This window comes from Legionella nigrisilvae, assembly GCF_977063395.2.
On record NZ_CDRUGZ020000027.1, the window covers coordinates 460622 to 475026 of the forward strand.

The window sequence follows — 14405 nt, forward strand, 5'->3', positions numbered from 1 at the left end:
GCGACCTTAAAGTATTTGCTAATATAGTGCATTTTTAATAAAATTTATCATTTCATTTTTATTAGGATGCGCTATGCGACGAAAACCAAGTTTGGGGTTCATGGCAATAATATTGCTAATTTTTTCATTCTCAACTTATTCAGATACCGCATTTACTAAAAGAAAAGATGTACAGCTTTTTATTAAAAGTATGGTCAAAGAGCACCACTTTACTGCTAAAGAGCTTACAGAAATAATGAATCAAGTCGTCATCCAGCCTGATATTATTGAATCCATGGAAAAACCTTATGAGAAGAAAAACTGGGATGTTTACAGAGATTTGTTTCTCACCCCAGCACGTTTAAAAGGTGGATTGGACTATTGGGTTGCTAATAGAGAGGCTTTAGATAGAGCACAAAAAAAATATGGTGTTCCACCAGAAATTATTATTGCAATTCTCGGCGTAGAAACACTATATGGAGAACGACAAGGAGATCATCGGGTTTTAGATGCTTTGGCTACCTTGGCGTTCAACTACCCCAAACGCTCGCCCTACTTCACTAAAGAATTAAAAGAGTATCTGCTTTTATGTCGTGAACATGGAGTTCCTGCAACTCAATATAAGGGATCTTATGCGGGAGCTATAGGGCAACCCCAATTTATGCCAAGCAGTTACCGTAATTTTGCTGTTGATTTTAATAACACAGGCAAGCGCGATCTCGTTTCTAATAATGCGGATTCTATAGGGAGCATCGCGAATTACTTCCACCAACATGGTTGGAAAACCAATGATGGGGTAGCGCAGAATGCTAAATTGGTGGGTTCACTGCATAAACGTATTCAAATGAATCCTAAAAGACCCAATTATTACTATTCACAGCTCCTTGCGCATGGAGTCAAACCAATAACCGCCGCGCATAACCACCCCTCGCGCGCAGCATTGATTGAATTGGTTACTGCAGAAGGAAATGAATATTGGATAGCTTATCCTAACTTCTTTGTTATAACCCGATACAATTCCAGTCCTCAATATGCGCTAGTAGTTTATCTTTTAGCACAACAATTGAAGCAGCAGTGGACCGTAATGAATAAAAAAAAACTTAGAGCATATGCTTAGGAATGGATACTCTTTTTCTCTTTACTAAACATCTTGATGAAACCGGATGTTTTTGTCTTCAATTAAATGAAGGTGGGACATTAACTCTCCCACCCTCACAACGAAGTTTTGCAGAAATTAAATCATTGCAAACGGATTGCAGAACTTTAGTGATCGAAACTTGTGAGCAAGTTAGTCTTCTTGATCTGGAGTTTTCATGGCTTCCTGAAAGAAAAGCAAGAACCGCAATTCCTTATGCTTTGGAAGAAAAGGTAGCACAACCCGTAGATGAGCTTCATTTCGCTTTCGATAAAGCTAGGTATCAAAACAACCACTATCTTGTTACTGTCATAGGAAAACAGCGAATTCGATATCTGATGGAATTATTCAATCAACAAAATATTGAATTTTTTGCAATTACTGTAGATTGGTTTGCCTTGGAACCCCAGGAACTATGTATCAATGAAACCACTTTACTCATCAATACAGATGACTTCAAAGGTGCACTTTCTGGAGAGTTAGCTAATATCTATCTAAAGAGCCATCCACAATACCAACCCTTACTTTTTACAGACAGCGCAATGCAAGTTGATACATCATCTGCAATAAACCAGGAATCATCATATACCTGGATTGCTCAACGGATATTAAAAGTCAAATTGATGAATCTCTGCCAAGGAGAAATGCAACACGGGAATAAAAGTGATTTAATTAAAAAAGGCTATCAGCTAGTCGGCCTCCTTTTTTGTATCTGGTTAATTTCCCTACTTGTTGTAAATGGAATCAAGTTGCATCTCTTAAATAAAGAAACTCAGAAAATTGATGAGCAAATTGCAGTGATCTATCATGAGTTTTTTCCCGATGCCAAACAAATTATTAGTCCTAAATTTCGCATCACCCAGCTTTTAAAAAATAGTAACACAGAGGAACAAAATCGTTTTTGGTTTTTACTCAATCAATTAGCTAAAGTAATGAAGAATGATCGTAATACTGTAGAGCAATTGCGATATCAAAACAAAACCTTATCTGTAACTATAATAAGCATGGATTTCGCCAGTTTAGAAGAGTTGGAAAATGAATTAAAAAAACTGCAACTCAAAGTAAAACAAACTCAAGCATCAACTCGCGAACAACAAGTCGCCGCCACCTTGGAGTTAATGTGAAAGCTTATTTAAGTACGCTTAATGAAAGGGAAAAATGGATGCTAATTGGAGCAACACTTTGTCTTTTGCTCTATATTTATTATTTATTTTTATATAGCCCATTGAGCCTGAAGGTCTCCCAAAAATCAACTCAGCTCGTAGAAAAAACTGCCACATTGGCATGGATGCAAAAAATAAAACAACAACATCTACTAAAAAAAACAAAGAAACAATCAGTAGATAACAGTCAACTCTTGACGACGCTAGCGACCCAACTAAAAAATGATCCTACGCTGAAGTTTCCTTATCAATTACAACAAACTGGCTTAGGAGATATTCAACTTACGTTTGATGCCGTAGCTTTCAACTTATTTATTGCTTGGTTGGAAAAATTAAATCAACGTTACGCAATTACAGTGAAGCAGTTTGAAGCAGACCGCTCAAAAACCCCTGGCGTAACTCGTTTAATGATTCTAATTAGTTCCGCTTCTAAAACAACATAGCCTCAATTCACCGCAAATTAAGATATCTCCTAATTTGCGGTGAATTGTTCGGTTTATTGTTGTACATTACCCCAGTTAATTACTGTGGCATTACCCCTAATTTCAGGTGGTAACGTACTTAGGGCCTTTTGTGCTTCTTCCGCTGAACCGTAAGTTCCATACACACCCTTATAACGTGTTTTGCCATCACGCTCATATTTGATCTGAGCCATCCGATCTTTTTTGGGGGCTTTATAAAGGACTTGCGCTACTTGAGATGCCTTATCACCCTCTGTCAACTCAATAGTATACCCTTGTGGATTTTGGCTATTTACCCAATTCTGATCTCTATCCTTAAAAGAAACAGGAGAATGTAATTCACCAACATGATACGAATTGGGAATATTAACTTCACGTCTTTGTTGATACTTATAATCATAATTTACCATACGGTAGCTATTTATAGCATAGGGTTCAGTAATGTCCGTATATGAGTAAGCGGGATAGGAGAGATATTCACTATCCTTGGTACAAGAAGACATAATAAAAGCACACAGTACCATAAGTGCTAAGTTTATTTTCTTATCCATTGTTCTTCCCCTAGTTTATTGTTCTTATTATTCACTTCTTGATAACTGTATCTACATATTTAGAAAAAACTTTAGAAAATTGTGTTGTTAAAGAACAAATTTTGTCTTACAGTAATTATTTTTTCATTTCTACGGCCAAAAACTTATGTGGACACATCGACGTTCGGGACAAACTAATCAAAGAGGAAATCTGGATCATCGAGATCCTTATGAACGAGATCGAACCCGAGTGATTCACTGTCCTGCATTCAGACGACTGCAAAGAAAAACACAAATTTTAGGAACTGACGAAGGAGATTTTCATCGAACTCGATTAACCCATTCTCTGGAAGTGGATTCTATAGGACGAAGTATTGTCCACAATCTCTTGATGAATCAAGAAAAGCAGATTAGCCTAGCTGGCTTGTTACCCAATGATGATCTAATCTCCGTTATTTGTTTACTTCATGATATTGGTCATCCACCTTTTGGTCATGGGGGTGAAGTAGCGCTAAATTATATGATGCGCGATTATGGTGGATTTGAAGCTAACGGCCAAACACTAAGATTGCTAACTAAAGTAGAAAGCAGCTATGGAACCTATGGTCTTGATTTAACCCGACGTGCACTGCTTGGCATTTTAAAATATCCAGTGAAGCGCTCTACGGTTGTTGCACCCAACCAAGCGCCAGTTCATGAATCCATCCATAAAACCATTAAGATTAATGATTGGCTACCGCCCAAAGCTTATTTTGATTGTGAGCAACCCGAGATCGATTGGTTGCTATCGCCTTTTTCCAATAGTGATAAAGAATTATTTCAATCCCTGTCGCAAAAGCCTCAGGGCACAAAAACAGGAAAATCGGCCTATCATAGTTTTGATTGTTCTATTATGGACATCGCAGATGATATTGCTTATGGGGTTCATGATCTTGAAGATGCGATCCATTTACGTCTCATCAATCCCACACACCTAGATACGCTTGAATTTCGACAGTTATTAAACAATACATTGTTATCCGGTCGTCAAAATCAATTAATTGAGTCTCTTTTTTCTGCAGATCTTTATTCAAGGAAACAAACCATCGGAGAAATGGTTAATTATTTTATAACTTCAACCCAAATCATAACCACGAATGAACAATTCGAAAATCATTTACTTAAATACAATTTAGCCCTTACTCCTGAAGCAAATGCACTTTTGAATTATTTAAAACAATGCATCTATAATAATGTCATCGATTCTCAAGAGGCCCGTACTTTTGAGTATGGAGGCCAAACCGTGGTATTAAGACTCTTCGATGCCATCAGCTCCAATCCCGGTAGTTTATTAGACAATAAAAACAGAGTTTTGTTTAAACAAGCCGAAGATGAAACAACGGCTTATCGAATCGTTTGCGATTATCTGGCTAATATGACAGATGAGTATGCCTATAGGATGCATGAGCGCTTATTTGGATTTAACACAAGAACAATATTCGAAAGATTATGATCATTATCTATGGGGGTGTCTCATTCATTAAAGGTGGACAATACCTCTAGGAAATCTTCACGATGATTGGATAAAAGAAGAAACAATAGAATGATAAATGTGGCGTCCCCAAGGGGGTTCGAACCCCTGTTACCGCCGTGAAAGGGCAGTGTCCTAGGCCGCTAGACGATGGGGACCTGGATCTTTATATTTTATACTTCTTACTACTAAACTACAACACCAATAATGGCGTCCCCAAGGGGGTTCGAACCCCTGTTACCGCCGTGAAAGGGCAGTGTCCTAGGCCGCTAGACGATGGGGACCTTGAACGTTTTCCCCATCAACATCAATGATGTTGATGGTGGAGCTAGGCGGGATCGAACCGCCGACCTCTTGCATGCCATGCAAGCGCTCTCCCAGCTGAGCTATAACCCCAAAATTAGGTTCGCAGTTTAATGAGCTCCCCAAGATCTGTCAAGTAAATTTTTGCACTTTTCCTAAAGAAGTTAATTTTGTAATCGAAAAACCAAGAATAAACTTTTTAAACGCCTTATTAACAGAAAAATCAATAGATGTGATAGCAAGAAGGAATAAAAACACGAACTATGGGTACAAAATTAATCCTCAAAAAAATACTCATTAAAGTTCGACCTTAAATGAATAATTTTTTTACATATAGCATTGTATATATTCTTTTTTTTCCAATATAATACGCTTCACCATCAGCGAAATAAAAAAATATTCATTACATCTTTAACGCTTAATCTCCTGTTAATAATAACAATGTATTCTTTTATTTCTTTTGATTCTGGGAGTTTTTGCTGTGCCACAATATTCAGAAAACAAATACATTCAGTCCCTACTAGAAAATCTAATAAGTTCATATGAAACTGAAATAAACTATACTCCCTTAGAAATAGAACTTGATTCAAAACAATTCGCTGAAAAAGATATTGACGCCCTCCTCAACTTTATTAACGATGATCGTAAGCGCCTCTTTATTTTTAAAATTCCAGAAAACCAACAGGCATCAAATCGACTTGGACTTATTGCACGTCGAATAATATTAAATAAAACAGCAGAAACCTTACTTAAAAATACATCCAACGAACCCAAAATCAACCCTTTAAAGTACGCATTAAGTTCTAGCTCTCCTGCAGTGCGTGCGCGCATCCAAATTCAAAAAAGCATTCTTTTACCTAAACCCCCAAGTATCCAGAAAGTCATTCACCTCGAACAGAGTGAACATGTAGGAGGCCCCGACCTCAATCTTGTTCCAATTGAATCAACTGAGATTCCTGAATTAATCAAACAACTCAAAGCTTTAGGGATTGATAATCTGCAAGAATCAGCACTCCCCTTGATAAAAGAACATATTTACGCGTTTAGTGACGGTATCATTCCTGGAAATCTTCCTAAAGGATTTTATATAAACAAAGATAAAAAAGCGCTTTGTTATACGGATGCACCAAGAAAACTACCCTCTGGTTTAGCCCCTGTACTCAAAAAACAAGAATTGTTAACCTTACCCTCAATTGAGGAGGCAACGGCACTGTTGCCCCATCTTCCTCAAAATACTCTTTCTCTACTTTTGAGATCTAAGTTCTCATTAGCCAAAAAAAATATGCTTCTAAGTCTTATTCCTGCATATGAAAATGAAATTAAAACGTTTTTAATGGAGCTGTATAAATCAAATGGCTCTCTCTCCCCTAAACAACACGATGAATTCATCGTTCCTCTCCTTTGTAAGCAATATATACTTGGAGGTGAAGCACATACTGTTTTATTGGTCAGACTGCTAAATACTTGTTTAAATAAAAAAATAGATCTTGAGTTTCTTAAAAATCCTGAAGTACAAAATTCACTTTTGAGTACGCGTGGAATTAAAAACCTACAAAAATTAACCCAGCTTCCATCAGAACAAAAAGAATGGTGGAATACACTGGTTCGGTCGCATTTAGAGTATGATAAAAGCAGTTTTGATTTTAATACCTTCTTTGATGCTTATACGCAAATCATTATTCCCCGTATCGCTGAAAAAAATCTTACGCTTCCCAATCCGTGTCCGATTCATCATAAGGGACATTTCCTCGTTACATTAAATAGGGTATTGGATGTAATCGAACATGCAAAAAATCCGCAGGAGCAGTGTCTCTCTTTATCGGATCTTAATTGGGGATCAACAGGTGTACATTATGCCATGTTGCAAAAACCAGCTTCAGAGCAATTTAGGCAGGTTGCTGCGTGTATGCAGCTTGAAAACCCTGAAGATACAATCACAGATCCCCAACTCATTTATCAGAAAATTACACCGGAACCCTATGAGCTTACTCCCTGGCTATTTCGATACATGGGTCAGCATTGGAAAGCTGAAATAAGATTAGCCGACATTCAGGAACAACTTCGTGAAATTGAAAAACTTACTTCATGGACTTCAGCCCAGAAGAATCAATTAACATTTATTTTGGCCTGTACTTTTGCAAATAATGCGGCTTTGGATCCTGCGCAATGGAAAGAAACTTTAATTCATTGTATCCATTCATTACAAGGTCTGGAAGAAAACGAGCGTACTCATTTATTGCAAGCATTCTCTCGATGTTTTTTATTCAAACCTCAACCTTCATTGGTGCAAATTAAAACATTAATGAAACAATGTCGGGAATTTAAAACTGAATTTCCTGATAAAGACCTCAACGTCGATTTCATTGTTCCCCTGGTTTCATGTCTGGAAAATGAAGGGTTTGAATTACTCAATACACTGCAAGAACGTATTCAAAAAACTGCTCCAGCCGAAATCGATAAATTTTCTCTATCCGTTACTGCCGCATTTACAGCGATGCTGCAAAAAAATCGCCAAAACTTCTCTCCGGAGATCATTAAATTACTCGCAAAGCTCAATGAACCTGATTTAAATCAGGAAAGTCTTGAGCGATTATTAGGAACAATTCAAAGCATAAGAGATAAGAAAGGCGAGCTCTTTCATCACGTTATATTAAGTACTTTAAGTCAAATTAATCTTTCAAAGTCTCAAACTTTGCCTAAAGCAGAACAAATTCAACTCCTGCTCCAGGGACTTGCGGATTCAGCAGAGACAATCCCTTCTGAGTGCAAAACTTTAGAAAAACAGGAAGCATGGTTAAAAGCGATCATCATTGAAAAAAATCCTTTTCCGGGTTGTGTGCTGGGTAATGGAGATATTTCTAAGCTCGATGATTTAATTGTTGATGCCCTAGTTGAAGCAATTAAAAAAAGAAGTGCTGTATTCAAAATTGATCTCCTCAAAAAGGCATTACAAAAAAACCTAGACAATTTAATTGTTCCTAAGCAATTACGTGATCAACTGAATAGAGAATTAATACCCCTATTTGATGCAGTTGAGGACTTAGTTAATCTATTACAAAGCCCCAATCCCAAATTTTCTGAAGTGATCGAAAAACTTCGATTTTTCGAAGAAAAAAAACCCCTCTTACTTGAAGGAATGTATAGTCTTCTCATTGGAGAGACTAAAGGGGAATATATTTTAAGTTTCCTACTAACTGGAAAAAGAAAAGCTACCGATCAAACAACTAACAAAACGTTTGCTACTGTTTTAGGTCAAGTACATAACCTGTTTCTTTCACAAATGAGACCTTTTTTTGACAATCCTTTGAATAAGCAAATTGTCAAAGATTTGGATTTGAATACTTGCCTATCGTGGATGGCCGCTTTTAATGAGACACATTCTTTGACATTCTTCTTCAAAGAGGAACTGATTCAGAAAAAAGTACTACCTGCCCTGAAAAAAACCTTACAACAATTAAATACTCAAGATTCTGAATTTGAAAAAAGCATTCTTGAGGAAGCGGCTTTAATCGATGAAAATGCTCCCGCAGATCAAGCATTAGAAGGTTATAAAAACAAAATTGAGTCATTGGCTAATTATCTCAACTTGCTTATAGAGATAAATGATCGACTTCCTCAACAATTTATTAAAATTTACAAACAACTTAATACAGGAAGCTTAGCTCGTTTAAATTATCAGCAAAAACATACCTTAGTTAATAAATTAATTAGTGACAGTTCGGAGAAACTGGATCTTTATTTGAAATTAACAACCCAAACTCTAGATGAACATCCTAATGCAGATAATATTTCCATTGGACGCGCTGTTGATGGCCTAGTTGAGCTTTTTGATTTACCGGATCTTGATCCCGAAACTCAAACCATGTTTTTCAAAATGAGCATGGCTCATAACTTGAAAAGTACTACAGCCTTCCCACTTGCAGCATTAAATAAATTCAAGAAATCAGATCTTTCAGAAGAGACCAAATCATTAATTATCAAACAAATTATTCAAATTTTAGTTGGGCTATCGACTACGGAATCGGGACTCATCCCAGAATTGGTTGAAAAGACTCAATTATTTTTAACTCATAATATCAATCAACATGAACTTTGTATTGCACTACTCAATAGAATCTCTCAGGATAATGCCACACAGAATATGAGCACTTATCCTCATATTCTCGAACAATTAGCTGAAATCAATCCAGAGGAGAAGAGAGCAAAAGTAGCTACGATTTTGACTGGTTTAGCTAAAAATAAAAAAGACTCCACCGTAACTCTAGCTTCTTTGTTAGAAATCACTAAGGGATTAAAACGGCGTTTGTCTGCTGATGTCGATCAGGTCCTTAAATTATTCAGTACACCTCCTTACCCCAATGCACAGAGTCTCAACGCTGCATTACTTGCGCACGACTCTGAAAAAATTAACGCCTATTACCTGAGCTTTGACACGAATCCTTTTGCTAAACCGGGAGAAAAAAGAGATTTAGTAAAACAGTTTGCAACCGATCGAATAAAAGATGCCTTAACTAATCTACAAGATTTGCTACGTGAAGAAGATTTACCGCACGCACTGCAAATGAAGCTTGCAAGACAATTAACCTTCATAGAAACTTTAGGCTATACCGATCCACTCAATCCTGGTGATTTTACCGGCCTAAAAGGTTTAACTGCTTGCTCGCGTCATGACTTAAAAGTACAAGCCGACCTGCGACTTCAACAGCTGCGTTCGCAAAAGTTAGGCCCCAAAGAACGAGAGATAGCTCATTTAGAACTTTTAGCGTATTTAAGAGAAATCTATTTCCGCACCACAGGAATCTTCCCAAACACCACACAAATGCTTGTCCTATTGCTTGCATTAGAAGATCCATCATCTAATTTATTAATGCGTATCAAAACGGGTGAAGGGAAAAGTATAAATACTCCGATGCTTTCTGTTATACAATGGGCCCAAGGGGGTACGGTAGTTCAATGGACAGCAAACCCGACTCTACTGATTCGAGACTATGAAAACAGCTGCGAACCTTTTTTTAATTTTTTAAACATTAGATCGGCACTTATCCAAAGTAACAGCCCTATCGACCGATTCATCCCTAATGGAATTAACTGCTCTACAGTTGAGGACATGGCCAGTTTTCACTTAGCTGTTAAGATGGACCAAAATGAAAAATTACTTGAAACCATTGGTCCAGTACACATTGTTTTGGATGAATGTGACGACGCTCTTTTGGATCAAGTAACGCTTTATAAACTCGTTGCAGAAGTCGAGGATGCTAATGTAAACAATCCTGCACAGTGGATTTATCCCCTTGCATACCAATTTATTAATCTTCCCGGATTTCGTAAACTCAACCCCGCCTGGGATGAAGATGAAGATTTGGATCAATTCAGACTGTTTCTCAATAAGCAAATTAATGAGCAATTTAATGGCGATGTTGAAAAGCAAAATTATTTGATGGCATCGAGTAACACCCAATTGAAGCAATGGATTCATGCCAGTTGCATCGCAGCAACTCTGGTTGAAAACAAGCATTTCATCATGCAACCACTCAAAGAAAAAAATGAGGCTGGGCATGAAATTACGAAAAAAATTGCCTGTATCCCTTTAATTCGGAGTACCCCCAAGACTGGCTCAATTTTTACTGAGTCAGTTCAACAAGCGCTAGAAGCACGGCTTAAAGCAGAACGAAAAGATCAAGCCCAATATATTTGCATTGATGCTGTTCCCTCAGTACTTGGCAGTCAATCTGCACGAGGGTTAATCAAATTCTTCCAAAAAACTTTAGGTCGCCTCCTTGGAATCTCGGCAACTCCGGGAGATAAAACGGAACTGGAGAGTTTGGCTACATCAGTGGGAACTCAAGCAATCAGTGTGGCTCCGTATGCGGGCGATAAACGTATAAACCATCCTCCAATATTCACCTTCAATCGGGATGAGACCGTCAAGGCAATACATGAAACGTTTAAAAAAATTAAGCGCCCCGTCACAAAGCCAACAATGGAAATTAATCCTGATGAAACAATTCTTCCCTATGATGAAACCTTAATTTTACAAAGAAAAAATGCCATTGAAAAATGGAGTCACACACAAACTCAACCTATCCTTATCGTAAATGAAGATTTTGATGAAGCCCAGGCTATTGGTACCAGTTTAAAAATTTATGAGGAGCAAGGGTTTAAAGTTCAAATTATTACCGGAAAAGAATCCGCGGCAGAGTTAGATAAAATCATCAAGCAAGCAGGTCAAGCGAATACTATCACGGTAGGCACTGCAATGCTTGCAAAAGGCATAGACATTAACACAGGCGATCATCCTAAAGGTTTATTTGTAATACAAACTTATCCTGATACTGAAAGAATGACCACCCAAATCGCTGGCCGCGCTGCACGTAATGGAAAACCTGGTGAATGGCTGCCAATCTACCAAGTAAAAACTCCCAAGGATTTACTTAATAAGTTTTTCTATTATGTGTTCCCCTGGACCCGCCAACGTATTAATGAACATACTATTGAAGAAGTGAGAGATAAGCTCAAGCTACAGGCTACAGTCGATAGAACCTATACTCAGGCTATTGATGAGGCCCAACAAATTTTGATGCTGCAAATTGAAGCATGGGAAAGCTTACTTCTCGAGATCTATCCGAATGATCCTAAAATGAAATATGAGCTTTATCAATGGCGTGAAATGCTGCTGAGTGAATTAACTCGCTCCCAAGACCCCGCTGTATCTGAAACTTCCTTGTATGAAAGTATTACTCAGTTTAAAAAATCAGCGTCCAAATTCTGGGAGGCTGCACGCGAAGAACAATGGGCAGCTAAAGCTGCAAAAGCTCCTATGACCAATGAGCAGGCTCTAAGATTTAAGTACTTGAAAGAATTGGATTTTGTTCAAGAATTAAACATTCAAACAAAGCTGCAACAAAGAGGCAAACCGTTTACTGCAGCAACAAAAGCATTAATGTACCAGAACCTGGAAACCGTGATTGCTGATAAAGCAGGAGCTGTTCTTGAGTATACAAATCCCTCTGAACAGGTAAGAAAAAATCTTGAATTGGCTCAAAGCAAACAAATTTTACCTAATCTAATTGGAGAGTTTTGCTCTATATGCCCCAATGCAATCAAAATATTTTTCCCTAAAAATTCGTCACAAAATTCTTCCTATATACCCGAAATAGTTAGAAACGTGATTGACAGCCTCATAAAACAAAAAAACAAAGTGCTACATGGTGATGAGCAACAAGAAGTTTCTGAAAGTATCATCCAGTTTTATCAAAAGAAACTAAAAGATGCGGACAGTAAACAAATTCGGGAATTATTGGCTAAAATGAAACCTTTAATTCTAAATCGTTGCGCTGAATTTACAAAATTTTCACTGGTAGAACAATTTAAAATGCAGGGTTTGATCCTTTCTTTTTCAACTCTTTATAGAAATTTGGAGTTACCTGAAGATGCGGATTTGAATAATCTCCAAAGAAGTTATGATGCAGAAATCATGAAAAAACTGGCAGAATATTTACGCCATGAATTTGCATGGATTAACGAAAATCCAGCTGCTTTTCATGCGATTTTTGAACGCACTGAAGCCAAGAAAGCAGCATTGGATATTTTTAACTTGGCTGGTAATCTAATCAATTCACCTCAAGATGCAGGTCTAATCGGTGAACTTTATAAGGCGCTTCAGCAACATAAAGTCATTTTAAAAGATAAATATTTATTTTCAATTAGTCACTCATCTCCTCGAAAAGTAATTAATGATGCACTTGATGCGATTGACTCATTAAATAATGCCCCGCACTGTGATCTTGATTTTCGCCAAAATTGTCATGATAAAGTGGTTTCCGAGCATCAGATCGCTGCATTTCGTAATTTGTTAACAAAAATGTCCCCTTACTTTTTTAAAACTTCCGATCCTACCTGGAAGCATATGAAGCAAACGCTACTTCGCATCAGTGAACAAAGTAAAGATAATCCAAGTCATGTGATCCATGAATTATATGAAGCCACTGTCCGATTTAGCACATATAAAGCATATCAGCCTTACTTAACGCAATTGAGTTCTTTACAAAAGCAACTTACACGCTCCATAGAGGAGTTGGGTAAAAAGGATGGACTAAATCAAGACGTTCAGGAAAGTCTATTTAAACAAAAACAAGCTCGATTTGCTGAATTACTTCAGGTGGCCCCCGGAAAGTTGCACATTCAAAATGGAACTGATGGCATTCAGTCCTACATAGAACTTCAAGTAGAAGATATGCCCTACCGAAAGGAATTCACCGGATATCAATCCTCTTTTTTAGCCCGCGTAGATTCAGAACGAAACAGACTGAAAACGGCGAAGGAAACACTTGATAAAAATAAAGACTCTCTGCTTAAACTTGATGATAAAGCGATTGAGGTGCTTCCTGAACAAAAACAAGTTGAATTTAAAAAACTAGCACGATTAAAAGCTCTTTTAACATTGGATTGGAATAATTTAGATGTTGATCATCATGAACTTCCTGATTTAATTCGCCAAAAAATGGAGTATGTCGATGAAATAAAACAGTGGAATTGGAAATTAAACCCTGTAGATCAAAATCGACTTAAGGTTATTTTTGGCAAAATACCTGAAGAGCGCTTTTTTGTTCTTATCACCAAGCAGGGTAGAATAGAGGAGGATCTGGGGAGGATACGCCGTAGAATACAAGATATTTCCGAAAAAATAACTGCCCAGGAAAAAGAGATTGAAAATATAGATAAAACGATTAAATCTGCAACAAATCGGATGAATGAAGCCAGCTGTTCTTACCTGGAAAGCGGGCAATTGATAGCAAAGAACCTAATAAACCAACGAGCTATTCGGCATATTAAAGCACAGATTGAATTACTGAATGAAACAAAAATTTCTATCCAAAAAGAGGAACGAGACTGTCTGCATGCTTTAAAAGATCACAATGAACTATTGGACAGCCACCGAGGGGAGCTTGTAAGAAAACTTCTGGAGCAAACCAAACTCGATCTTGCATCCTTCATTGATGATACGTCCCAAAAACAAGTTTCTTTGATAGAACAAGAGTTCATGGAAACTGAACCTGTTATCGAAAGGATTGAAAAAGAAGAACGTCAAAAAACCAAGTATCAAACGCTTCGATTCTTCAAAACAAGTGAATTGTTACGTTATGAGGCAAGCTTGGCTCAAGAGGAAGCTCAAATACTACTCCCTGATCAGCAAGAACAGGTTCAAGGTGCAGAAGTACTTGTCTATTAAGTACTGAATTAATAACAGGCCCGGCAGACCTGGTTGCACCAACCAGGTTGTTTTTTTATACTCGAAATCATGGATTATTAGCGCAAACATTATGC

At 37.4% G+C, this 14405-nt stretch carries 6 protein-coding genes and 3 tRNA genes; 5 read left to right on the forward strand and 4 right to left on the reverse strand.

What is annotated here, in order from left to right:
- Positions 1-73: 73 nt before the first annotated feature.
- The 3 genes from mltB to lspM are packed head-to-tail and all read left to right on the forward strand — an operon-like array spanning position 74 to position 2720.
- Entirely contained in the window at positions 74-1096 is a 1023-nt protein-coding gene (gene mltB, locus ACWTE2_RS19360; RefSeq protein ID WP_454783946.1) for a lytic murein transglycosylase B, read from the forward strand.
- Positions 1097-1098: 2 nt separating this feature from the next.
- Complete coding sequence (gspL, locus tag ACWTE2_RS19365) at positions 1099-2238, forward strand: type II secretion system protein GspL (RefSeq protein ID WP_454783947.1); 1140 nt, start codon at positions 1099-1101, stop codon at positions 2236-2238.
- Positions 2235-2720, forward strand: a complete 486-nt coding sequence (lspM, locus tag ACWTE2_RS19370) for a GspM family type II secretion system protein LspM (RefSeq protein WP_454783948.1) — start codon at positions 2235-2237, stop codon at positions 2718-2720. Before gspL ends, lspM begins: the two co-directional genes overlap by 4 nt.
- A gap of 53 nt (positions 2721-2773) precedes the next feature.
- Here the strand turns inward: lspM and ACWTE2_RS19375 are convergent, their stop codons facing one another.
- Positions 2774-3289, reverse strand: coding sequence for an SPOR domain-containing protein (locus ACWTE2_RS19375; RefSeq protein WP_454783949.1), 516 nt, complete (start codon positions 3287-3289; stop codon positions 2774-2776).
- 145 nt (positions 3290-3434) lie between these two features.
- On the opposite strand from ACWTE2_RS19375, the gene ACWTE2_RS19380 reads away from it, so the two are divergent.
- Positions 3435-4760, forward strand: coding sequence for an anti-phage deoxyguanosine triphosphatase (locus ACWTE2_RS19380; RefSeq protein ID WP_454783950.1), 1326 nt, complete (start codon positions 3435-3437; stop codon positions 4758-4760).
- Positions 4761-4860: 100 nt separating this feature from the next.
- Here ACWTE2_RS19380 and ACWTE2_RS19385 read toward each other — a convergent pair.
- The 3 genes from ACWTE2_RS19385 to ACWTE2_RS19395 form a co-directional block, all read right to left on the reverse strand.
- Positions 4861-4936, reverse strand: a tRNA-Glu gene (locus ACWTE2_RS19385).
- Between the two features lie 50 nt (positions 4937-4986).
- Positions 4987-5062 (reverse strand) — tRNA-Glu (locus ACWTE2_RS19390).
- Positions 5063-5098: 36 nt separating this feature from the next.
- Positions 5099-5174, reverse strand: a tRNA-Ala gene (locus ACWTE2_RS19395).
- A gap of 388 nt (positions 5175-5562) precedes the next feature.
- Here ACWTE2_RS19395 and ACWTE2_RS19400 point away from each other — a divergent pair.
- Positions 5563-14310 carry a helicase-related protein gene (locus tag ACWTE2_RS19400; protein WP_454783951.1) on the forward strand — a complete coding sequence of 2916 codons (8748 nt, stop codon included), beginning with the start codon at positions 5563-5565 and terminating at the stop codon, positions 14308-14310.
- Positions 14311-14405 lie beyond the last annotated feature (95 nt).